Origin of the sequence: Fulvivirga ligni (assembly GCF_021389935.1) — a bacterium.
Lineage (GTDB): Bacteria > Bacteroidota > Bacteroidia > Cytophagales > Cyclobacteriaceae > Fulvivirga > Fulvivirga ligni.
Genome location: NZ_CP089979.1, coordinates 578,048 through 599,401, shown reverse-complemented (window position 1 = coordinate 599,401; position 21,354 = coordinate 578,048). Strand labels below are relative to the sequence as shown.

Genomic DNA, 21,354 nt, shown 5'->3' with positions numbered 1-21,354 from the left:
ATCTCAGAATTGTTAAAAATATAACATTTCCATACTAACTAACTTGCTATCATTAATCGACCCAAACTGACGTTAATGATGGAACGTAAAAGCATCATGATTATTCATCCTGATGAGCAAGCAAGAAGAAAGATGCACAGTATCCTGTCGCATTTTGATTTTCAGCTCACCTACGCCAATGATGGCCTTCACGGCATCTATGGCGCAAAAGAAGTCAGTCCTGATCTTCTTATTACCTGTATTGACATTGCAGTTCTGGACGGTTTAGACATGGTAAGTATGCTAAGAAATGAAAAAACTACTCAGCATATTAAGACCATATTTTTGCACTCAGAATTAAACCTTGATTATATAAGAACGGCCAGAAATTTAGAAGCCAGTGCCTTTTTAATCAAGCCTTATTTAGACAACACTTTGATCTATGCTATTAAGAAAGCATTAGGAGAGAGTGACTTAAGTGTAAATAAGCAGCGAAGAGCTTTAACTTATGACGAGTGTAAAACTCAGCACCTTGCTGAGATTGGCTACGCTTAAAACATTATTGGTTTGGTTTTAACTACTCATTAAAGCTACCTTCCGAAAAGAAGGTAGCTTTTTTATTTTATAGTTAAGTGTACTGTACGTAGTGTCTCCACTTTTCTAATACCTCAGAAAAGTCTGCGGGCAGTTCACTATCAAACTGCATGTATTCTTTGGTTATTGGGTGCACAAAGCCTAGAGATTTAGCGTGAAGAGCTTGTCTGGGTAAAATTTTAAAACAGTTCTCCACAAAACTTTTGTATTTAGAGAAAGGTGTGCCTTTAAGAATCTTATCGCCTCCATAGGTACTATCATTAAATAAAGTATGTCCTATGTGCTTCATGTGCGCTCTGATCTGATGGGTTCTGCCCGTTTCCAGATTACATTGGATGAGACCTACATATCTTAGGTCTTCCAGCAGCTTATAATGAGTAATGGCGTGTTTCCCAATAGTTTCATCTTCATAGGGCACTGTAATTCTTCTATCTTTTAAGCTTCGACCCAGGTTTATATTTACGGTACCGTGGTCTGGCTCAGGAACCCCCCAAACCAGGGCATAATACGTACGCTCTATTGAGTGGTCATAAAACTGCTTGGCCAAGCCGTTCATCGCCTGTTCTGTTTTTGCGATTACCAGTAAACCAGAAGTATCCTTATCAATACGATGCACTAAGCCAGGTCTGCCCTCATTGCCTTCCATTTCTGGTAAATTTTGAAAATGGTATGACAATGCATTTACCAAAGTGCCTTCCCAGTTTTGGTAGGCAGGATGTACCACCATGCCTGCTTCTTTATTTACCACGAGCAGGTCCTTGTCCTCATAAACTATATTTAAAGGGATATCTTGAGGGATTACCTCCGTTTCACGCGGCGGTTCTGGTAAAGCTATGGTAATGATATCTTCAGGTCTTACCTTATAGTTAGGTTTCACCTCTAGCTCATTTACTTTTACAAAGCCATCTTTTATAGCCGCTTGCAGTTTGTTGCGGGTTACATTAGGCAGGCGATCCATTAAAAACTTGTCTATTCTTAATAATTGCTGCTTTGGATCTGCCACTATACGATGATGTTCGTATAGTTCATCGTCATCTATTAATTCGTTTTCCTCCATATTTCTATAACCCTGATTAAAATGCAAATTTATAAATATTATTCATTTGAATTATCAGTAGTTTTGAGGCAGTAAAAACCACATAATATGAAAGCTAAAATTAGAGAGATAATCCCCGGCGAAGGATTGGGAGCCCTGAAGTTTGGCATGACCAGAAATATGGTATTGGCACTTATAGGCGAACCAGATGAAAAAGAAACTTTTTCATACTCAGAAACTGAATCAGAAATGACAGAATCCTGGGAATATCTGGAATTGGGTATTTCCCTGAATTTTGATGAAGAAGATGATTGGAAACTTGTACTAATCACTGTATACTCAGATTATTACTTGTTTAAAGGAGAAGCTATTGTTGGCGAAGGACGAGCTTTTCTTGAAGAAATTTTTGATCAGGAAGGTATTAATGACGTGCAGGAAGAAGATTGGTCTTCTGAAGAAAGTCCTAGGCACATCTTACTTGAGTCTGATGCTTTGTCTATTAACTTTTGGTTTAGTAAAGATGTGCTTGATGAAGTGCAACTTTCTCCTCAGTTTATAGATGATGAAACTATAAAATGGCCGAAGCTATAAGCTAAATCTGTTTGCCATTTTCAAGCCTGATAGTATGAGTAATACTATCAGGTATTTCTTCTTCATGATGGCTCACAAATATCAAGGTAAGGTTGGTCTTTTTGCAGGCTGTATCAATGATATGCTTTTGAAAAACAATCTGCTCCTCTGAGAAACCTTGAAATGGTTCATCCAAAATAAGAAGCGTAGGGTTATTAATTAAAGCCCTTGCTAATAAGCACAACCTCTGCACATTAGTAGATACATTTGAAAATTGGCTATTATAGTAATTTTCAATGCCCATTATCTTCATCCATTCCACAATCCTATTTTTGCTTTCTTCACTAATCTTATGATTAGAAGTAAGCCGTTGATCAAAGGCTGTAGCTATAACCTGGTGACAAACCATGTTCACAGGAAAATACTGAAACAATTCTGGAGAAACATATCCAATGTTTGATTTAAGGTCCCAAATACTTTCCCCGCTGCCTCGCTTTCTATCGAACAAGTAAATGTCATTAGCATAAGCCTGAGGATTGTCACCATTAATCAAACTGAGTAAGGTAGATTTGCCTGCTCCGTTTTTGCCAGTAAGCGACCATCTTTGCCCCTGTAGAACAGTCCAATTAATCTTACTTAAAATTTGCTTTCCTTTATAATTAACGTTCACATTATTCATTTTAATAATGTGTCGGTAGGCTAGCTCTGAGCTGGATAATAAATGGGTTAAATTAATTTCAGGAAGATGGCTTACCAGGCTTTCCTGATGCTTTTGGTGATGATCGGCATCAACTTTTATTATGGGTTTTTTATTCTTGAAGACAATGTACTTGTTAATTTCTTCAGGAATTTCTCCATATGAAGTGTTCATAATGATAGTAATGCCTGAGAATGATATATCAGGAATCAATGAACCAAAAAAGGCTCGGCTATCAGCATCTAACCCCGCCATGGGATGATCCAATAGTAATATTGCCGGGTTCCTTAGTAAGGCCGCTGCTAATAGAACTTTCCTGGTTTCTCCATTAGAAAGCTTTATCAGCTTTTTGTCTTCCAAAGGTTTTAAGTTCAGCCTTTTTACTACTTTCGGTATGGTCCAATAAGGTTTTTTCCTAAATGATTTTATTTTGGAAAGGTATTTCGATACCGTTTCAGAGTTTTCTGAATCAGTGGAATTATATCGTTGTTGATAATAAAATTTTTGGCCGGCGCCTAAGCTTTTAAATTCGTGCCTGGCAAAAACCATGGCTATAGGCTTATGCAAGTCGTGCTTTAGATATTCATCAGTAAAATAGCAATGTAGTCTGCCTTTAGGAATGGCTATTTTACCCGCTACAGCCTCCAAAAATTCTGTTTTTCTCTTCTCATTTTCGCCTACCAGCGCCACATGTTCGCCGGTGGAAATTTCTAAATCTATTGGAGGAACGGCATGCGCTATTCCATAGCCGGCAATAGCTTTTTCAAATTTCAGTAGTAGTTTATCCATATAATCAATCCATCCCTATCGGCGAACCATCCGGCGTGCCTAAAGGTTCAGGCAGCTTAAATTTTTCTGGTGTTTTTATAAACTCTTCAATTTTATGAATAGCATAAGTAAAATGAGCTTTCTGCAGCTCTTCTGATTTTGGAAGCACTGACTGCAACCAGTCTTTTAGTTCTATGATTTTGTAATAAGCCACCGCTTTCACCTGTTCGCTTGAATGTTTATTGACTGCCAAGTTCATTAGCTGTGTAAGTACCACATCATCTACTGTCCTTTGAATTTCTGCCTTATAGCCATTACTTGAGGGTTTCTGCTCCCATGTAAAAGCCAAAGCTTGGTCAATAATCGCTTCTAAACCTGGTTGCTTAGGGTCGCGAGCGTGGTGTTCTACCAGCCTCTGGGCTCTAGCACTGTTGAAAAGCAAACTAATGCTCATATTAGCCGCGCTTTCGGCTGCAGCAAGTGGATCAAAAGTTAAGTCGGTTCTTATATCAATTAGCTCTCTTCCTCTGCTGTAACCCATAGGCCTGGGTGGGATTATTGCTAGCAGATCCTCCGTCAGCATGAGTCTTTCAGGGGTTATTGTAGCTAATAAAGCACCAAGTGCCAGTTTCTGCTCATTGGGATCAATGAGGCCTGTGATGAGCTGCCCATCTCCCTTTAAAGCATATCTGTAGTTTAAGCCTCCTATTAATTTGGCTACCGCTTCAGTTTGATAGCGGTGAAGATAATATATAGGTACTAAAACTTCTTCAAGGGTGGCATAAGGCATGCCTTCTTTAATATTGTCTTCTCCGAAGTTGCTAAGGGCAACTCTACGTACTTCTAAAATATGATTGAGCTCGTCCACAGCACTTTTTCCGTTATCCCAAAGGTGTGCATAAGGATGTGCCCCACCTTTTGGTCGTGCATCCTGGTCTGATATAAAAGTTAGACCATCTGTCAAAGACTGATCAATGATGGTATTTAATTCTTCTTTCTCATTCTTTCCTTCAGGAAAATCCTGATAACCAAACTTAATGGCCACTTTATCCCAAGTCCCTATTTTATCATCATAAGCATCAGAAAGATCTATTTCTCCCTCGCTGTTTAATTTTATTTTTGGATGTGGATAATCCATCACTGAAGCTCTTTCTTCAGAGCTGGAAGAATAGCTATGAGCAAGACCTAAGGTATGTCCTACCTCATGAGCAGCAAGTTGCCTGAGTCTGGCAAGGGCCATTTCTTCCATAGTGTCAGAGGATTTTTCACCCTTCTTGTAAGGAGCAAGAAGACCTTCGGCTATTAAATAATCTTGGCGAACTCTCAGCGAGCCCAATAAAACGTTACCTTTTATAATTTCTCCTGTTCTTGGATCAAGTACCGAAGTGCCATAAGACCAGCCCCTGGTAGATCGATGGACCCAGTGAATAACATTATACCTAACATCCATAGGATCAGCCTCTTCTGGCAGCATCTTCACTTGAAAGGCATTAATATAACCTGCAGCTTCAAAGGCCTGATTCCACCAGCTAGCTCCTTCCATGAGCGCAGATCTTACTGGTTCTGGCGTTCCTCTGTCTAAATAGTATATAATAGGTTCTTCAGGTTCACTCTGAGCGGCAGAAGGGTCTTTCTTATTTAAGCGATGTCTCGTGATGAATATTTTCTCCAGCGGTTCACCGATAGGAGTGGCGTAGTCAAAATAGCTGGTCGAGATATAACCTGCTCTGGGATCAAAGACCCTGGGTGTATAATTATTATCTGGAAGCTGCACAAATGAATGATGAACTCTAACCGTAATAGCTGATGAATTGGGAGTAACACTTCTTATATAGGCGCCTTGTGCCTGACCGGTAAAAGTTACGGTAGCTTCAAATTCACTGTTTTCCGGGAAGGCCTTAGTTCTGGGTAGATAGATGGCAGATCTTGATTTATCTAAAGAATAACTACCTTGATTTGAGCGCCTTAAAGAGTTTGCGACGCCGTGTGAATCAGAAATAAAAAAGTCTGTGGCATCTACTAAAACTTTCCCATCCTGCTCTGTAATTAGCTGAAAACCGTGAATTACAGATTGCGCAAAAGCATCTCTTACCGAATTGACCTCATCCTCATTATCGCTAACGGCTCTATATTTATAGTTAGGTTCAATTAATAAAATTTTCGGACCTCGTCTTTCAAATTTTACAATCCTGTCATTGCCTAACTGGTTCCGGTCCAGACCAATGTCATTAGAGCCAACTCCAGCTGCTAGAGAATTTACATATAGAAATTCCTGATCAAACTTATCAACCACCAGCATGATTTTATCCGATTTCTTATCGTAATAAAACGTGAAAAAACCTTCATATTTGGTCATTCCTGCTGTTTTGCTGTCTATACTTCCCGTAGCAGATGAAGAGCTTGGAGCTGATGCGGCACAGCCTATTAGCAAAATTGGAAGTAGGAAAAAGAGCTGGTAGATTCGGTAGGTCATGGCTATTTCGGTTTATCAATTCTTTAAATCTATTGATTGGCAATGTGTATAACAACCAATTACTAATAATTGACAAATTATAAATGTTAAAAAAAATTTTAAATTACCTGTGACCTTTTTTAAAAGCTCGGTTATATGATCAAAACCATTACCATAAATAGCTTGAACACGGCCAAACATATGACCGAAGAGGAAATTGCAGATGAGCAACAAATAATTGAGGCATCAAAGAAAGATGCCCGAGCATTTGGGGCTATCTATGATCGCTATTATGAAGGTATTTTTAACTTTATATATAGAAGAACGGATGAAGAGGATCTGACTGCTGATTTATGTTCTCAGACTTTTTTAAAGGCACTTCAAAACTTAAAAGGATATGAGTTTAGAGGGATTGCCTTTCTCAGCATGGCTATATCGTATAGCCAGTAATGAAGTGAATAAACACTTTAATAAGAGTAAGAGAAACAAAATATTCAGCGTGGAGGAAGACAGGGTTTTCGAACTTTTTGAGCGAACTGACAGTGATTTCTCTGAAGAGCAAATTATGTTATTACTCGCAACTCTGAAGGAGCTTCCTACCGAAACCATTGAAGTATTAGAGTTAAGGTTTTTTGAAGAAAGAAGTTTTAAAGAGATCGCTTTTATATTAAATATAGGAGAAAGTGGAGCTAAAATGCGTCTATATAGGGCTGTAGAAAAATTAAAAAAGCATTTTAAAGTCAACTGGAAGCAATAATGGGAAGACATGAAATAAGGTTACGTAGACAGAGGATGACTTCGAGACGCATCGAAAGCCATAAGAACTACTATGATGTCTTGAAAAAGCATGAGAAAAATAGCTGGGGCAAGAAATTGGTGAAGCTAATCATGTACATTATTATTCTTATGGGCCTTCTTTTGATAGCTTATTTTGCTGTTAAAACAGTAGAGAAAAGGAATGAGAGTAAGAAAGAGGCAAAAATTGAAATAAAGGAAAATACATCCCGGCCGGATGAATCAATACATGTTACACTAAACATTTCAAACAATGGAAAAACGTAAAAATCCAGAAAAAGATGTGAGAAGGCTTTCGGGCTTATTCTTTCAGGTGGGGCTTTTAGCAGCTCTTATGTTAGTAGTTAGTGCATTTGAATATCGAACAGCCGTGGATGAGGATCATGGTCCTATTGTGCTGCCGGATGAGGTGAATGTAATTGAAACTATTCTGCCAACAGTACATGAGGAAAGAAAGCAGCCAGTGAAGCCGCCATCTCCAAAAACAAAAATGATGAACCCTGTGGCTGATCCTGAGCCTGAAGCTATTCAAAAGGACTTGAAGGATGTGATGCCTATTGATGAAGTACCTGTCACTGTAAATCCTGGCGATATAGTAGTTGATATTGTTGATGAACCTGAGGAGACAACTGATGTTCCTTTTAGCATCGTGGAGCAAATGCCCACACCAGTAGGAGGAAACGAAGCCTTATATGCATTTATTAATAAAAAATTACGCTATCCTAGCCAGGCTAGAAGAATAGGAGTGCAAGGAACTGTATTTTTGAGTTTTGTAGTAGATAGAGATGGTAAAATGGTAGATATAGAAATTGCTAAGGGTATAGGTGCAGGCTGTGATGAGGAGGTTTTAAGAATCTTTGAAAAGAATCCTCCAAAATGGAATCCTGGCAAGCAGCGTGGAGTTCCTGTAAAGGTAAGACAAATGATTCCTGTAAAATTTATTCTGAACTATTGACAAAGAATATTTCTAAGAAAGCCAGTTTCATACTTTGAAACTGGCTTTTTTGCTTTTAAGTCACTTATATTCGCTAAAGCGATTATTCAAACTGCCTCCTTATGAAATTTTATTAAATATTCGTAACCACGAATATACTAGCTGCGTATATAATAATAGTTGATGCAGAAATGATTGAGCTAATCAATTATTTGCTTTGACTCATTGAGAAAAGAGACTTTGCAATCATTATGGGTTGTGATGCAATTTTCTCAGAAAGTTATTTTTTCTTTCCCCTCTGGTCCAATGACCCATTTGGCCCATAGCTACCAGGAAAATAACCGAATTCAATGAGTAACCTATCAAAGGAAGCTTGTGCTTTTGGTAAACAAGTGGTGGATTATGTGGGCTGTTCTTACGCCACAGTTAGTTGAGGAGTTCATACTCTGAATCAATAAGAGGGATAATATACCCTTGTCTATGTTGAACTTTAAATTTTTTAACCTATGAAAACTATCACAATTTTATTAGGAATTATGCTGGTACTGGTGGCATTGCTACTGGTAGCGGCCAGGAAAACCCCCTTTGGCGACAAAGTTGGGGGTTGGAAGTTGAAGCATTCAATAATTATGGTGGCGGCAGGAATGCTGCTCATATTTATGAATGGTCTATTCTTTTACTCTGAAGCTGGTTACAGCTATCTAGTGCAGTATCCGAATGGTAAACAAATTGCAGAAATGACTCCGGGATACCATTTAAAATGGTGGGGTGAAGTAGTGCCTTGGAAGAAGGTAGTTACTGTGAAGTTCGTTTCTGATGAGGAAAAGGAGCAGGACGGGCAAAAGTATAGCGGAAATAGAAATGTTATTCCGGTACGTTTTAATGATGCTGTAAAGGCAGATATTGCTCTATCTGCTAGATTTAGATTACCAGAAGATGCTAATCTGTTTCTGAAAATGGCATTGGAATTTAGAAATCAGGATAATCTGGTGAATGGTTCTTTAATTCCTTCCTGTATGGAAATTGCTAAAAACTCGGCCAGACTTATTTCAGCACAGGAATATATAGCTGGTCGTGGTGGAGAGCTTGAAAGTGCAGTTTTAGAGCAATTAGAAAATGGTATGTATATTCTTGATGCTCAGGAAATTAAACCTACTGAGCCAGACACGATTGCAGCTTTGGATAATAACAGAACCATTGAAAATAGAACCTTAATCAGGTTTGAAGTGAGTAAAAGGTGGAATCCTGATGGAAGCATTATGAGAAAGAAGCATCCCATAGCAGAATATGGAATCATAGTGTCTCAAGCTACTGTGGAAGACGTAAACCCTGAACTTAGATTTAAGGAAATGCTAGGAAAACAACGAGATGCAGCCGCTCAGGCTTCTATTGAAAAGGAAAAGGCTAAGCAGGCAGAGTACCAGAAGCAGAGAATTATAGCTGAAGGTGAGGCCGAAAAAGCTTCGATAAAGGTAAACATGGAAAAAGAGCAGATTACCGCTTTAATTACCATGGAAACCGAGAAAAAGCGTGAGCAGGTAAATGTTGAGAAGCATAGATTAGAATTGCAATCTGCTCGCTTGAAAGCCGAGGAGGTAAAGGTTCTCGCTGATGCTGAAGCTTATCAAAAGAAAAAAGTGATGCAGGCTGATGGTGCGTTAGAAATGAAGCTTCAGGCTTTTGAAAGAGTGCATCAGGCTTATGCGCAGGCCATCACGGGAACTCAGCTGGTGCCTACCACATACATTGGAGGAGGTGACGGAAAAGGAGCTCCAAATGCGATGGATTTTATAAACATTGCTACGGCTAATATGGCCAAAGATCTGGATATAAAAATCAAAGCAGATAAATAAGCTAATTTTTAGCTCAAAGCTATCCCATATAAGGATAGCTTTTTTTGTTTGTACTTATCGGTTTTGAAATTTGGTTAGAATACCTCAAAAAGCCTCATTCCAGTAAATTAAAAGCGTTTCTTGCAGGTTACAATCGATTCCTTAGGAGATATTTACCTCCAAAAAAATGTCTATGGAAAGAAAGATATCAACTGATGAGGAGTTCGAAGAAGTGATCGGCTCGAATGAAAAAGTGATGGTGAAGTTTTATGCTGATTGGTGTGGGGTTTGTAAAAGGTTTGCGCCTATTTATAAAAGGATGGCATCAGATGAAAAGTATGGTAATGTGACATTTGTAGAAGTGTCAGTAGAGCATACTCCTAAAACGCGTCTTAAGGCTGGAGTATATGGCTTGCCTTTTTTCGCTACGTTTGAAAATGGTGAGCTGAAGGAAAAAGTAACTTCGGATAAATCCGAAAAAGTAGAAGCAATCCTAAATAACCTATAAAATCTAAAACGGCGGAAGATGTCTTCTGCCGTTGTCCCAAAATAAATTTAAGCTTCCAGGGTGATATTTCGTATCTTCAATACACATAAGGTAAAAACGAAATATGCAGCCCAATCTAAAATCAAAAGAGGCCCGGGAAGCTTTTTTCTCTTCATTATATGATCAGTGCTTTCCTGCTGTGGCCAGCTACATTGCCAAGCGTGGAGGCGAGCTACACGATACTAAAGACATTTTTCATGATGCCATCATATCATATTATGAAAGATTAATGTCTGATGCTGATTTCAACCCACTGAATACGCAGGCTTATATAATGGGAGCTTGTAAAAATCTCTGGTATCAGCAAAACAAGAAGAAGAGTATCAGCCATCCTGTCTCAGAAACCTTTGACATTATTCAAGATTCTACGGACTCATCACAGCATGAAATACTGAGTTATTTACAGGCCACCGGGCAGAGATGTCTGGATATGTTAAAGGCATTTTACTATGATAAATTCAGTATGTCTGAGCTCGCAGAATCCTTTGGTTTTTCTAGTGAGAGATCCGCCACCGTGCAGAAATACAAGTGTCTTGAGAAAGTAAGAAATGAATTGAAAGAAAAATCTTTGCAGTATGAGGACTTCGTTGCTTAAAATTCAGAAGATAGAAAAATATATCCACGGGCAACTGCCACCTGAAGACAACATTTTATGGGATGCTCGTCAGGTGTTGAACCCTCAGCTTAAAGAGGAGGTCATATGGCAGCAGAAAGCATATGATGTCATCACGGCCAAGGGCCGGGCAGATCTGAAAAATGAGCTTGAAGATACGTTCCAGAAGAAAATGTCGAAGGCAGGTTTCCGTGAAAGAATTATGAACCTTTTTACCAAGTCAAAATGATACAAAATATAAATCCAATTGCCAGCGTAGTGCCCATGGTGCTTGATAACAATGGGCCAGGCGGAAGAGCTTACGATATTTATAGCTTATTGCTCAAAGAAAGAATTATTTTCCTGGGATCGGCCATTGATGATCAGTTAGCTAATGTAGTTGTGGCTCAATTACTTTACTTAAATAGCCAGGATCCAGAAAAGCTTATTAATATGTATATTCAGAGTCCAGGAGGTAGCGTTTATGCAGGTATGGCTATTTATGATACCATGAAAATGATCACGGCACCAGTGTCTACAGTATCTGTTGGCTTTACGGGCAGCATGGCTACAGCTTTGCTTACATCAGGTCATAAGGGGAGGCGCCTGGCGCTGTCGCACGCAACGGTTCATATGCATCCTACATCTGGGGGAAGCAGAGGTTATACTGAAGATGTGCGTATAGCTACCAGAGAGCAGGAGCGGCTTCAGGCCCAGTTGTTTCATATTATGGGAGCCAATACTGGTAAGTCAAGAGAAGAAATTGAGGAGTTCTTCCTAAGAGATAGGTTTCTCAGCGCCCCAGAAGCCAAAGAATTCGGTCTTGTTGATGAGGTACTTGGTGATGTAACTGATGTGGTGGCTTTAAAAAACATGCATTTTGATGTAGAGCTATTTTCAGACAAGAAAAAGAAGTAACTCAATTTCAAAAGAGCTCAGCTTTTAATAAATTCAGTGGCATAAAGTATCTATCATGTCACAATCAATATCAGATCATAATATTTATCATGATTTAGTAATTAGTGCATCCATAAGCGAGGTGTTTGAAGCTATTACTGAGCCAGATCATTTAAATAATTGGTGGCCAAAATCCAGCTCAGGCGTGCCAGAAATGGGGGCGGAATATAATTTTCATTTCTCTTCAGAGTATAACTGGTTTGGTAAAGTGGCTCATTATGAATTGGGAAAATCATTTTTCATTAAAATGACAAAGGCTGATGCCGATTGGAATCCGACTACTTTTGGTTTCGAGCTAGAAGAAGAGAAAGGAGGTGCGTTAGTTAAATTCCAGCATACCGGGTGGCCAAGTTGTAATGAGCACTTCAGGCGTTCATCTTACTGCTGGGCTATTCTTCTAAAAGGATTAAAAGATTATGTAGAGAAGGGCAGCATTGTGCCCTTCCAGGATCGTGAATGATCACCACTTTTGATGCACTTCTTTTTTAATGTACTTCTCATAGACATCATTCATCTTGCTTATTTGATCAAAAGATAATGAAGGCTGCTCATAAACAGATAGGTTAGAGACTACATGTTCCATCTTTGAAGCTCCGGGTATAATGCAGCTTACTGGGTTGTATTCCAAAATCCATTGAAGTGCAATTGGTGCCAGATTAGTGGTATCAGGAAATATTGCCTTTAATTCATCTACAGCTTTAAGGCCTAGGTTATAATCTATGCCACTAAAAGTTTCCCCTTTATCAAAGGCCTTTCCATCTCTATTAAAATTTCTATGATCATCTTTTTCAAACTTAGTATCGCTTGAAAACTTCCCGGTTAAGAGGCCGCTGGCTAATGGAACCCGAGCTATTATTCCAATCTTTTTTCGCTCAGCCTCTCTAAAGAATAACTCAGAGGGCCTCTGTCTGAATAGGTTGAAGATAATTTGAACAGTGGCTACATTATCATACTCTATGGCCTTCAGCGCTTCTTCCACCTTCTCAACACTCACACCTAGGTTTTGAATTTTTCCTTGCTCCTTAAGCTTATCAAATGTTTCAAATATTTCCGGTCTATAAAAAACATCAGTAGGAGGGCAGTGTAGCTGTATTAGATCCAAAGTTTCTAATCCAGTACGTTTCAGGCTATCTTCTACAAATTTAACGAGCTTTTCTGGAGTGTAATTTTCAGCGGTATGCGGATCAATTTGCCTTCCACATTTAGAGGCTACATATATTTTTTCCTTTCGAGAATTTACTACGCGGCCAACGGCCTGTTCACTGAGTCCGTCCTCATATACGTCGGCAGTATCTATGAAATTCACGCCGTTATCAATGGCCGTGTTGATGATTTGGTCTGCGCTTTTGTTATCGAACTTAGAGCCCCATTTACCCCCAACTTGCCATGTTCCTAATGATATTTCTGAGATCTCTAATCCGGTTTTACCTAGCTTTCTATATTTCATAACGTTAAAGTAATGTATTGACGGAACTTCCTCAAAGTCTAATAGTTTATAAGATGTAAGATTAAAATAGAATATAAGCTATAGACTATATAGATTTGCCGCGCCTTGCATTTTTGGCAAAGTTCTGGTTTAATAATTGACTACTCAAAACCACGCTAATTTTAATTTAAATATGCTTTACGCTTAGATTTAAAAATTTTTTGCACTAAATTCTATGTTTAACATTCAAATAGTAATAAACAACCTAACCTTAGCCATGATAAAGAAACTAGCATTTCTATTAATTGTAATAAGCATCTATTCCTGTAAATCTAATGACGAAACGTATAGTGCTTCCACAATAGAAGGCTTAAGTGCTGTGCCACAGGATGCAGTTAAAGAACCCTATGAGGATAATCCCAATCTAGTAAAAATCACTATTAAAAATGAGAATGGTGAGATAGCAGAGCAAGGAGATATGCTGGATGGTAAAAAGACCGGTGTCTGGACAGAGTACCATTATAATGGCGTGGTGAAGAGTATGACAAGCTATATTGATGGATTTAAGCAGGGTATTCATGTGGAAATGAATGAAATGGGCCAAATTCAGCTTAGAAGTTATTATCACAATGGGGTGCTGGACGGAGATTATATTGTTTATAATCAAAATAGGGTAAAGGAAGAAAAGCACTACGCCGCGGGTGAGCTTGAAGGTGTGGCCAAGGCATATTATGATAATGGTACTATCATGGAGGAAAGCCCATATACAGGAGGTAAAAGAAACGGACTATCAAAATGGTATGACCAAGAGGGTAACGTTTCTATTGAGTATGAATATAAGGATGGTCAGCTAGCTAAGCAATAATGTCATCCTGACATGAAATAATTATTCACTTTATTTTAAAAGTGCCATTTTGACCTAAATTGAAACTGGCATTTCAGTTGTTTATAGATAGTTGTAAACAAACAGAAATTTAAATAAAGGAGGTAATTATGACACTTGTTAAAAGATCTAATGACTTGTTTCCTGCTTTCTTTGATGATTTCATGGCCAAAAACTGGTTCGCATCAGCAGGAATTAATAACACAATGCCTGCTGTAAACATAAAAGAGGGCACAAATAATTTTGAAATAGAGCTGGCGGCTCCAGGTATGGATAAGTCTGACTTCCAAATTGAGGTGGAAGATCATTATCTGACCATTTCATATGAAAAGAAGAAGCACGCTGAGGATAAGCGGCCTAACAGTGAATTCACCCAGCGTGAATTTAGCTATGAATCTTTTCACAGATCATTCACCTTGCCTAAAACCGCTAATCTTGAAAAGATTAAAGCAGAATATACTAACGGTATTTTAAGATTAGATATCGATAAAGATGAAAAACTAATCTCAAAAGGTAAGTCCATTAAAATTTCATAATACTAATAAACGGTCATTTGACGTTCTAGCTTCAAATGACCTTTTTTTACGCTTTAACATCTTTTAACTAATAAGATAAACTAACAAACGTTTTCTGGCGTAAATAAGAAACAGTTTCATCAATTAGAACTTGCGTATTGTTATCAAATCTAGTTTGCAAGAATTTTTAAAAGTTAAATCTCAAAGTATGAAGAAGTTTAGTTCATTGATGGTGGCTGCCATTCTTGGTAGTGCACTGACCATAGGGTCTTTACAGATTTTTGATCTGAATAATGGAAAAACTATTAAAGTAGAGCATGTAGATGGTGCTCCTGCTGTTCAGACTGCATTCTCAACTAATGCCTCAGGTGAAATTATAGGTATTGATTTTACTGCAGCTGCAGAAAAGACTATGGATGCAGTAGTTAATATCCGGTCCACCAGCACAGGGGGTAATTATACTTCCCGTGGACAGCAAGTGCCGGAGCAATTTCGTGATTTCTTCGGTCCGTTTTTTAGAGATCAGGAAAGAGGTCAATCACAGCCAAGAGTTGGAACAGGTAGTGGGGTAATTATTAATAAAGAAGGCTACATCGTTACTAATAATCACGTGATAGCGGATGCCGATGATTTGGATGTAACCTTGTATGATAATAGAAGCTATAAGGCTAAAGTAATTGGAGCTGATCCTACTACAGATATAGCTCTAATCAAAATTGAAGAGGAAGGTCTGCCATTTTTGTCTCTAGCTAATTCTGATGATGTTAGAGTGGGCCAGTGGGTAATGGCAGTTGGCAATCCATATAATTTAAATTCTACCGTAACAGCCGGTATAGTCAGTGCTAAGGGTCGAAGCATTGGTATTTTGGCTGAGAAAAATATCAGAGACAGTTTAAATACTGCTATAGAATCATTCATTCAGACAGATGCTGCCGTGAATCCTGGAAACAGTGGAGGTGCCCTTGTAAACCTTAAAGGAGACCTTGTAGGAATTAACACTGCTATTGCTAGTCCAACGGGTTCTTATTCAGGCTATTCTTTTGCCGTACCTGCAAATATTGTGAGCAAGGTGGTAGAAGATCTAATTGCTTACGGAACGGTGCAGAGAGGCTGGCTTGGGGTTCAGATTCAAAATGTAAACGGAGAGTTCGCTCAAAAGAATAATATAGATCTGTACTCAGGAGTTTATGTAGCCGGCATAGATCCAAAAAGTGGAGCCAGAGATGCAGGCGTTCAAGAGGGTGATGTTATTACGGGTGTAGATGGAAGAGCCATCCAAAACACGGCTCAACTAATAGGTTATATTGGAAGTAAGAGACCTGGTGATAAGGTGGCCTTAAAGGTGAATAGAAACGGCAGCATTAAAGAATATGATGTTGTGTTGAAGAACCGTCAAGGTAATACTGAAGTAGTGAAGAAAGAGAGAGAAGAGATTCTGACCGTACTTGGTGCAGAGCTGGCTGATGTTGATGCTTCTACTCTAAAATCTTTAGGATTAAAGTCTGGAGTAAGAGTTACTGCACTTAGAGCTGGTAAGTTAAGAAAGGATACTCAAATGAGAGAGGGCTTTATTATTACCAAGATTGATGGCAAGGATGTTCGTTCTAAAGAAGATGTAGTGAAGGTTTTGGAAGGTAAAGATGGTGGCGTATTAATTGAAGGAGTTTATGAAGGTCAGTCCGGATCTTTTTACTACGGTTTGGGGTTATCATAATATGAACAAGGCATAAAAAATCGATTAAGCGTCGTTCTTTTTATGCTTTAATCATGATCGTTCTTCCAAAAAATTCGTATTATTAAGGTAAGAACGATCTTAACCCAATAGTTGGAAGAAGCCTATGAAAAGACTCTTTAAAAAGGGAGAGCGAGTAAAAAGCCACAGAGACGGGAAAGTGATGGAGGTTTTGCACTACATAAAAGATAAGAGCTCTTACCTAGTAGAATGTGCCTGGTTTGATTTAGAAAAAAAGGAAATCAGGAGGTACACCTTGAAACAGGACAATTTATTAAAAGCAAGTTAAACAAAAGAGGCTGCCTCATCCGAAGCAGCCTCATTACTTTTAAGCCGAATTAGTTTTAAACTATTCGTTAATGGCTATTTCCTCTCCAAATTTGTTTAGAAACTGAAACTCAGTTACTCCAAGAGAAGAATCTTGTACCATCTTCACCCATTTGAAATACTTCATAAACCATTTTAGTCTTCTAGACATGGTTCCTTTAGTGAAATAGGCATAAATGAAAGGATGAACTACTACAGTTATGTCCTTATCATTCTGTTTTGTCATTAAATAATCAATGGACCTTTCAATTTGGTCTGACACCAAAATTGAGGCACTGATTTTACCCGTACCATTACAAGTAGGGCATAATTCCTTAGTGGTAATATTCATCTCTGGTCTTACTCGCTGACGCGTTATTTGCATAAGACCAAACTTAGATAATGGCAGAATGGTGAATTTTGAACGGTCGTTAACCATTTCATCCTTCATCGTCTTATAGATCAGCTTCTTGTTTTCTGCCCTTTTCATATCGATGAAATCAACCACTATGATTCCACCCATATCTCTTAATCGAAGCTGTCTTGCTATTTCTTTCGCGGCCTCTGTATTCACAGATAATGCCGTGGCTTCCTGATCTTCCTCTCGGTTAGATTTATTTCCGCTGTTTACATCTATTACATGTAATGCCTCAGTGTGTTCTATGATGAGGTAACCCCCACCTTTTAAACTTACTGATTGACCAAAAGCGGATTTAATCTGCCTTTCAATACCAAAATGTTCAAAGATCTTTGCCTTACCAGTATAAGGCTTTACTATCTTCTCTTTATCAGGTGCTATAGTTTTAATATAGCTTTGAACCTCGTCTAAAATCTCTTTATCATCAATAAATATATTATCGAATGATTCATTTAGAACGTCTCTTAAAATGGCAGAAGCTTTGCTCATTTCCCCGATCACTTTTTCACGAGGTTTCGCTTTCTTAAGCGTCTTTACTCCTTCATGCCATATGTTAAGAAGGTTTCTTAAGTCGAGGTCTAGTTCTCTTACATCCTTGCCTTGAGCTACTGTGCGTATGATAACTCCGTAGTTATCAGGCTTAATGGATGAGACTAAACGTACTAGCCTTTTGCGCTCGTCGCTGCTGGCTATTTTTTTTGAAATATTTACGGTGTTTGAGAAAGGTACAAGCACCAAATATCTTCCTGCAATTGACAACTCACAGGATAATCGCGGCCCTTTGGTTGAGATGGGTTCCTTTACTACTTGAACGAGGATTTGCTGATTCTTGGAAAGAACACTACTAATTTTTCCATGCTTATCTATATCGGGCTTAAGACTAAACTTCTCAAGCTTACTGGATGTGTTCTTTCGGGATACAGCGCGCTTAGTGAAATCATGCAGCGAACTGAACTTAGGACCGAGATCAAGGTAATGCAAAAATGCATCTTTTTCATACCCAATGTCTATAAATGCGGCATTGAGCCCCTGAACCACTTTCCTAACAGTGCCCAGATATATATCTCCTACATTAAATTGGTTGCCATCCTCATCATGATGGAACTCAACCAGGCTTTTATTTTTTAAAAGGGCTATACGACATCCATTCTGAGTCGAATTGATTATTAATTCGTTACTCAAAACTCATTCATTTGATTTAAAAAATAAGATGTGTATAGTACAATAGTCGGTCAATATTGATTATTGGCCGACTATTGAATAGACATTACTTCTTCTTATGTCTGTTCTTTCTTAATCTTTTCTTTCTCTTATGAGTCGCAATCTTGTGTCTTTTTCTTTTCTTACCGCAAGGCATAATCGTAAAATTTTTGTCACTCAGAGAGTGAGGTTTAACAATCTTTTATTTTATATCTTCCAGATACGAATCTACTGTGGCTTGTACCTCAGGGTCCTTATCTAGTTTTTTTACAAGCTCAAATTGTTCTTTAGCCTTTGATTTATTGCCGGTTTCCAAGTAGCTCACGCCCAGAAAAAACTGAGCCTGCATATTATTAGGATAAACATCTACCAGCTTACTGAATCGCTCTACCGCTTTATCATACTGGCCAGACTGCATAGAAAGAACACCTAAATTGAACATGGCCTTCTCATTAGAAGGATCTTGTTCCAATATTTCTCTAAGCATCATTATACCCTGCATAGGGTTTGATGTAGAAAGATAAGTCATGGCTAATTTATTTTTTACATCTAAATTATCCGGAGACTTTTCTAATACCTTAGTGAAATATTCTCTGGCTTTTCCGCCCAGATTAGCTCTTTTTTCTGCTTCCATGGCAAAACCAAAAGCATCATAATAAGCGTTTCCGGCCCTTTCCCAGTTTTCCTCACTTGGAATATTCTCAGCTATTATTTCAATGAACTTAGCTGCACTGTCATATTTATTAATGCTCAGATACAGCTGGGCTAAAGAGTCTGCAAAGATAGTATTTTTTTCTTTATTACTACCATTTATGTATTCAATCTTTAAATTGTCGATTTTTTTCTGTACAGTAGCTGGTACCTCCTGACCATGTGCCGCCATTGGGGCATCATTATGGTCAGACTCTGAACTGTGGGGAGTATTGGAAGATGTCTCTGTAGTTACAGACTCTTCGTCGTTATCAACAACTACCTTTGGGAGTGTAAATATTATGGCTACTAAAATAGCCGCAACAGCTATTAAAATTATCCTTGTCTTAAGCATATCCTATTCGTTAGGTGGCAAAAGTACAAGGATAATTTTAATTAATAAAAGAGCCTATTTTAATCGTTGGCCGCTTTTACCTTATTGCTTGATTTAATTTTTTCAACGAATACTTTAGAGGGCTTGAAGCTCGGCACGAAATGCTCGTCAATTACTATCGCAGTATTCTTAGAGATGTTTCTCGCGATTTTCTTCTTGCGCTTTTTGTTAACAAAACTTCCAAAGCCTCTAACATATATGTTATTACCTTCTGACATTGCATTTTTTACAATATTAAAGAATGCTTCTACGGTAACAGACACATCTGATTTGTCTATGCCAGTCTTGTCTGATATTTCTGTTATTACTTCTGCTTTAGTCACGTATTATATCTTTAGATTTGATTAAAAATTAGTTAAGTAGAGTTATTGTCAGCAAATTTAGACTGCGTGGTGGGATATAAAAATTAAATATGTAAAAAATCTAACACCCTGATTTCTGGCTTTTTTATAAAATTTTTTGATGGTAAATAACACAGCTTTCGCTCAAAGATTAATTCAATGGTATAAAAAGAACGCTAGAGAATTACCTTGGCGAGAAACCGCTGATCCGTATAAAATCTGGCTTTCTGAGATTATTTTACAGCAAACGCGCGTAGTTCAGGGCCTTCCTTATTACAATAAATTCATAGATGCTTTTGAAAACGTTTCCAAATTAGCACAGGCTGATGAGCAGTCTGTTTTGCGCCTTTGGCAAGGACTGGGATATTACTCAAGAGCCAGAAACTTACATAAGTGTGCAAGGGAAATTCATGAAAATTTCAATAATTTTTTTCCTACTGACTATAAATCGCTACTAAAACTACCCGGAATTGGCAAATATACCGCCGCTGCCATAGCGTCTTTTTCTTTTAAAGAGAAAGTGCCAGTAATAGATGGAAATGTGTACAGGGTTTTAGCCAGGGTTTTTGGTTTATCAGATGATATAGCATCCGGCAAAGGACATAAAGAATTTGAAAAACTTGCATGGCAATTGATCCCCGGAGAATCGCCGGATATTTATAATCAGGCCATTATGGAATTCGGTGCTATGCATTGTACTCCCAAAACGCCTCTTTGCGAAGATTGTATCTTTAATGTAGAATGTGTAGCCAGACAGCAAAACTTACAAGGCACCCTGCCGGTGAAAAGTAAGAAAGTTAAGGTGACTAACAGGTATTTTAATTATGTGGTGCTCAATATTAATGGCAGCATGGTGCTAAATAAAAGGTTGGAAGGAGATATTTGGCAGGGGCTCTATGATTTTCCACTTCTAGAAGCAGAGTCATTTCTTTCAATTGATGATGTGAAGGGCAGATATGATCTACTAAAAGAAATAAAAGAATCTATTCATTCAGTGGATGTTAGTGAAGACTACAAGCATATACTGACCCATAGAAGGATATTCGCCAGGTTTTTTACAATACATTTAGATCATTCTACATCATTAATAAATCTGCTTAAACGTAATAATCTTCACGTTTTTACAGAAAAAGAGGTAGAAGATTTACCAAAACCGGTTTTGGTTTCACGTTATTTGAATGATGTTATTTTTTAGTTAGATTTATAAAACATTGCTATTTTTGCGTTAAAACTAAACTAAATTATGTCTGGAGTAAATAAAGTGATAATAGTAGGTAGATTGGGGAAAGACCCAGAGGTGAGACATTTGGAAAGCGGTGCTTCTGTGGCAAACTTTCCTGTAGCTACTTCTGAGACTTATAAAGATAGAAACACTGGCGAAAGAAAAGAGCAAACAGAATGGCATAATGTGGTGCTTTGGAGAGGTCTGGCCGATATTTCAGAAAAATATCTAAATAAAGGAGACATGGTTTACATAGAAGGTAAACTTAGAACCAGATCTTGGGAAAAGGATGGTATTACGAGATACACCACCGAAATAGTTGGTGATAATATGACCATGCTAGGAGCTAAAAATAGTAATGAAGGTGGCGGAATGTCAAATAGCGGTGGTGGATCATCCTATCAGGCTCCCTCACAACCAGCGGCTGATATATCTGCAGATGATGATACAGATGATTTGCCCTTCTAATAGAGT

24 protein-coding genes are annotated in these 21,354 nt (G+C 38.2%); 17 read left to right on the top strand and 7 right to left on the bottom strand.

Annotated elements, in window-relative coordinates; genetic code table 11:
* Positions 1 to 75 precede the first annotated feature (75 nt).
* On the top strand, positions 76 to 534 hold the full coding sequence (locus tag LVD16_RS02655) for a response regulator (protein ID WP_233772037.1): 459 nt from the start codon (positions 76 to 78) through the stop codon (positions 532 to 534).
* A gap of 73 nt (positions 535 to 607) precedes the next feature.
* On the opposite strand, the gene LVD16_RS02650 is transcribed toward LVD16_RS02655, so the two are convergent.
* A complete protein-coding gene (locus LVD16_RS02650) occupies positions 608 to 1,630 on the bottom strand; it encodes an RluA family pseudouridine synthase (RefSeq protein WP_233772036.1) in 1,023 nt (340 codons plus the stop codon).
* Between the two features lie 87 nt (positions 1,631 to 1,717).
* Between LVD16_RS02650 and LVD16_RS02645 the strand changes: the two genes are divergently transcribed.
* The gene (locus LVD16_RS02645) at positions 1,718 to 2,200 is read left to right on the top strand and encodes a hypothetical protein (RefSeq protein WP_233772035.1); all 483 of its coding nucleotides are present in this window, start codon (positions 1,718 to 1,720) and stop codon (positions 2,198 to 2,200) included.
* Position 2,201: 1 nt separating this feature from the next.
* Here the strand turns inward: LVD16_RS02645 and LVD16_RS02640 are convergent, their stop codons facing one another.
* Together LVD16_RS02640 and LVD16_RS02635 are read right to left on the bottom strand one after the other, a co-directional pair.
* The gene (locus LVD16_RS02640; RefSeq protein ID WP_233772034.1) at positions 2,202 to 3,665 is read right to left on the bottom strand and encodes an ATP-binding cassette domain-containing protein; all 1,464 of its coding nucleotides are present in this window, start codon (positions 3,663 to 3,665) and stop codon (positions 2,202 to 2,204) included.
* 4 nt (positions 3,666 to 3,669) lie between these two features.
* The gene (locus tag LVD16_RS02635) at positions 3,670 to 6,117 is read right to left on the bottom strand and encodes a zinc-dependent metalloprotease (protein WP_233772033.1); all 2,448 of its coding nucleotides are present in this window, start codon (positions 6,115 to 6,117) and stop codon (positions 3,670 to 3,672) included.
* Between the two features lie 135 nt (positions 6,118 to 6,252).
* On the opposite strand from LVD16_RS02635, the gene LVD16_RS02630 reads away from it, so the two are divergent.
* The 10 genes from LVD16_RS02630 (at position 6,253) to LVD16_RS02585 (ending at position 12,213) form a co-directional block, all read left to right on the top strand.
* Complete coding sequence (locus LVD16_RS02630) at positions 6,253 to 6,546, top strand: RNA polymerase sigma factor (RefSeq protein WP_233772032.1); 294 nt, start codon at positions 6,253 to 6,255, stop codon at positions 6,544 to 6,546.
* Positions 6,494 to 6,853: an RNA polymerase sigma factor gene (locus tag LVD16_RS02625; protein WP_233772031.1), complete on the top strand. Its 360-nt coding sequence runs from the start codon at positions 6,494 to 6,496 to the stop codon at positions 6,851 to 6,853. Before LVD16_RS02630 ends, LVD16_RS02625 begins: the two co-directional genes overlap by 53 nt.
* Before the next feature lie 35 nt (positions 6,854 to 6,888).
* The gene (locus LVD16_RS02620; RefSeq protein ID WP_233772030.1) at positions 6,889 to 7,158 is read left to right on the top strand and encodes a hypothetical protein; all 270 of its coding nucleotides are present in this window, start codon (positions 6,889 to 6,891) and stop codon (positions 7,156 to 7,158) included.
* Entirely contained in the window at positions 7,145 to 7,846 is a 702-nt protein-coding gene (locus tag LVD16_RS02615) for an energy transducer TonB (RefSeq protein WP_233772029.1), read from the top strand. Before LVD16_RS02620 ends, LVD16_RS02615 begins: the two co-directional genes overlap by 14 nt.
* Before the next feature lie 485 nt (positions 7,847 to 8,331).
* The gene (locus tag LVD16_RS02610; protein WP_233772028.1) at positions 8,332 to 9,678 is read left to right on the top strand and encodes an SPFH domain-containing protein; all 1,347 of its coding nucleotides are present in this window, start codon (positions 8,332 to 8,334) and stop codon (positions 9,676 to 9,678) included.
* A 172-nt stretch (positions 9,679 to 9,850) separates the two neighbouring features.
* Entirely contained in the window at positions 9,851 to 10,165 is a 315-nt protein-coding gene (locus LVD16_RS02605; protein WP_233772027.1) for a thioredoxin family protein, read from the top strand.
* Between the two features lie 103 nt (positions 10,166 to 10,268).
* Positions 10,269 to 10,799: an RNA polymerase sigma factor gene (locus LVD16_RS02600; RefSeq protein WP_233772026.1), complete on the top strand. Its 531-nt coding sequence runs from the start codon at positions 10,269 to 10,271 to the stop codon at positions 10,797 to 10,799.
* Entirely contained in the window at positions 10,780 to 11,046 is a 267-nt protein-coding gene (locus LVD16_RS02595) for a hypothetical protein (RefSeq protein ID WP_233772025.1), read from the top strand. Before LVD16_RS02600 ends, LVD16_RS02595 begins: the two co-directional genes overlap by 20 nt.
* Entirely contained in the window at positions 11,043 to 11,714 is a 672-nt protein-coding gene (locus LVD16_RS02590; protein ID WP_233772024.1) for a ClpP family protease, read from the top strand. The genes LVD16_RS02595 and LVD16_RS02590 overlap by 4 nt, the downstream gene beginning before the upstream one ends.
* 55 nt (positions 11,715 to 11,769) lie before the next feature.
* Positions 11,770 to 12,213 (top strand): SRPBCC family protein, encoded by a 444-nt coding sequence (locus LVD16_RS02585; protein WP_233772023.1) that lies wholly within the window; start codon positions 11,770 to 11,772, stop codon positions 12,211 to 12,213.
* Here the strand turns inward: LVD16_RS02585 and LVD16_RS02580 are convergent, their stop codons facing one another.
* Positions 12,214 to 13,200: an aldo/keto reductase gene (locus LVD16_RS02580; RefSeq protein ID WP_233772022.1), complete on the bottom strand. Its 987-nt coding sequence runs from the start codon at positions 13,198 to 13,200 to the stop codon at positions 12,214 to 12,216.
* A gap of 256 nt (positions 13,201 to 13,456) precedes the next feature.
* Here LVD16_RS02580 and LVD16_RS02575 point away from each other — a divergent pair, with 256 nt between their 5' ends.
* The 3 genes from LVD16_RS02575 to LVD16_RS02565 all read left to right on the top strand — a co-directional run bounded on the left by LVD16_RS02575 (position 13,457) and on the right by LVD16_RS02565 (position 16,291).
* Positions 13,457 to 14,044: a toxin-antitoxin system YwqK family antitoxin gene (locus tag LVD16_RS02575; protein ID WP_233772021.1), complete on the top strand. Its 588-nt coding sequence runs from the start codon at positions 13,457 to 13,459 to the stop codon at positions 14,042 to 14,044.
* A 128-nt stretch (positions 14,045 to 14,172) separates the two neighbouring features.
* On the top strand, positions 14,173 to 14,598 hold the full coding sequence (locus LVD16_RS02570; RefSeq protein WP_233772020.1) for an Hsp20/alpha crystallin family protein: 426 nt from the start codon (positions 14,173 to 14,175) through the stop codon (positions 14,596 to 14,598).
* 187 nt (positions 14,599 to 14,785) lie between these two features.
* Positions 14,786 to 16,291 (top strand): Do family serine endopeptidase, encoded by a 1,506-nt coding sequence (locus LVD16_RS02565; RefSeq protein WP_233772019.1) that lies wholly within the window; start codon positions 14,786 to 14,788, stop codon positions 16,289 to 16,291.
* A 367-nt stretch (positions 16,292 to 16,658) separates the two neighbouring features.
* Here LVD16_RS02565 and LVD16_RS02560 read toward each other — a convergent pair whose 3' ends face one another.
* From LVD16_RS02560 to LVD16_RS02550, 3 genes are all read right to left on the bottom strand, one after another.
* Positions 16,659 to 18,215 carry an Rne/Rng family ribonuclease gene (locus LVD16_RS02560; protein WP_233772018.1) on the bottom strand — a complete coding sequence of 519 codons (1,557 nt, stop codon included), beginning with the start codon at positions 18,213 to 18,215 and terminating at the stop codon, positions 16,659 to 16,661.
* A gap of 220 nt (positions 18,216 to 18,435) precedes the next feature.
* Positions 18,436 to 19,278: a tetratricopeptide repeat protein gene (locus tag LVD16_RS02555; protein WP_233772017.1), complete on the bottom strand. Its 843-nt coding sequence runs from the start codon at positions 19,276 to 19,278 to the stop codon at positions 18,436 to 18,438.
* Positions 19,279 to 19,337: 59 nt separating this feature from the next.
* Positions 19,338 to 19,640, bottom strand: a complete 303-nt coding sequence (locus LVD16_RS02550; RefSeq protein WP_233772016.1) for an HU family DNA-binding protein — start codon at positions 19,638 to 19,640, stop codon at positions 19,338 to 19,340.
* A 139-nt stretch (positions 19,641 to 19,779) separates the two neighbouring features.
* Between LVD16_RS02550 and mutY the strand changes: the two genes are divergently transcribed.
* Together mutY and LVD16_RS02540 are read left to right on the top strand one after the other, a co-directional pair.
* Positions 19,780 to 20,853 carry an A/G-specific adenine glycosylase gene (gene mutY, locus LVD16_RS02545; RefSeq protein ID WP_233772015.1) on the top strand — a complete coding sequence of 358 codons (1,074 nt, stop codon included), beginning with the start codon at positions 19,780 to 19,782 and terminating at the stop codon, positions 20,851 to 20,853.
* A 48-nt stretch (positions 20,854 to 20,901) separates the two neighbouring features.
* Positions 20,902 to 21,348, top strand: a complete 447-nt coding sequence (locus LVD16_RS02540; protein WP_233772014.1) for a single-stranded DNA-binding protein — start codon at positions 20,902 to 20,904, stop codon at positions 21,346 to 21,348.
* The last annotated feature ends 6 nt before the right edge of the window (positions 21,349 to 21,354 follow it).

Coding starts and splice junctions, on each gene's coding strand:
- LVD16_RS02655 (WP_233772037.1), top strand. CDS start 76: ATGATGGAACGTAAAAGCATCATGATTATTCATCCTGATGAGCAAGCA.
- LVD16_RS02650 (WP_233772036.1), bottom strand. CDS start 1,630: ATGGAGGAAAACGAATTAATAGATGACGATGAACTATACGAACATCAT.
- LVD16_RS02645 (WP_233772035.1), top strand. CDS start 1,718: ATGAAAGCTAAAATTAGAGAGATAATCCCCGGCGAAGGATTGGGAGCC.
- LVD16_RS02640 (WP_233772034.1), bottom strand. CDS start 3,665: ATGGATAAACTACTACTGAAATTTGAAAAAGCTATTGCCGGCTATGGA.
- LVD16_RS02635 (WP_233772033.1), bottom strand. CDS start 6,117: ATGACCTACCGAATCTACCAGCTCTTTTTCCTACTTCCAATTTTGCTA.
- LVD16_RS02630 (WP_233772032.1), top strand. CDS start 6,253: ATGATCAAAACCATTACCATAAATAGCTTGAACACGGCCAAACATATG.
- LVD16_RS02625 (WP_233772031.1), top strand. CDS start 6,494: ATGAGTTTAGAGGGATTGCCTTTCTCAGCATGGCTATATCGTATAGCC.
- LVD16_RS02620 (WP_233772030.1), top strand. CDS start 6,889: ATGACTTCGAGACGCATCGAAAGCCATAAGAACTACTATGATGTCTTG.
- LVD16_RS02615 (WP_233772029.1), top strand. CDS start 7,145: ATGGAAAAACGTAAAAATCCAGAAAAAGATGTGAGAAGGCTTTCGGGC.
- LVD16_RS02610 (WP_233772028.1), top strand. CDS start 8,332: ATGAAAACTATCACAATTTTATTAGGAATTATGCTGGTACTGGTGGCA.
- LVD16_RS02605 (WP_233772027.1), top strand. CDS start 9,851: ATGGAAAGAAAGATATCAACTGATGAGGAGTTCGAAGAAGTGATCGGC.
- LVD16_RS02600 (WP_233772026.1), top strand. CDS start 10,269: ATGCAGCCCAATCTAAAATCAAAAGAGGCCCGGGAAGCTTTTTTCTCT.
- LVD16_RS02595 (WP_233772025.1), top strand. CDS start 10,780: ATGAGGACTTCGTTGCTTAAAATTCAGAAGATAGAAAAATATATCCAC.
- LVD16_RS02590 (WP_233772024.1), top strand. CDS start 11,043: ATGATACAAAATATAAATCCAATTGCCAGCGTAGTGCCCATGGTGCTT.
- LVD16_RS02585 (WP_233772023.1), top strand. CDS start 11,770: ATGTCACAATCAATATCAGATCATAATATTTATCATGATTTAGTAATT.
- LVD16_RS02580 (WP_233772022.1), bottom strand. CDS start 13,200: ATGAAATATAGAAAGCTAGGTAAAACCGGATTAGAGATCTCAGAAATA.
- LVD16_RS02575 (WP_233772021.1), top strand. CDS start 13,457: ATGATAAAGAAACTAGCATTTCTATTAATTGTAATAAGCATCTATTCC.
- LVD16_RS02570 (WP_233772020.1), top strand. CDS start 14,173: ATGACACTTGTTAAAAGATCTAATGACTTGTTTCCTGCTTTCTTTGAT.
- LVD16_RS02565 (WP_233772019.1), top strand. CDS start 14,786: ATGAAGAAGTTTAGTTCATTGATGGTGGCTGCCATTCTTGGTAGTGCA.
- LVD16_RS02555 (WP_233772017.1), bottom strand. CDS start 19,278: ATGCTTAAGACAAGGATAATTTTAATAGCTGTTGCGGCTATTTTAGTA.
- mutY (WP_233772015.1), top strand. CDS start 19,780: ATGGTAAATAACACAGCTTTCGCTCAAAGATTAATTCAATGGTATAAA.
- LVD16_RS02540 (WP_233772014.1), top strand. CDS start 20,902: ATGTCTGGAGTAAATAAAGTGATAATAGTAGGTAGATTGGGGAAAGAC.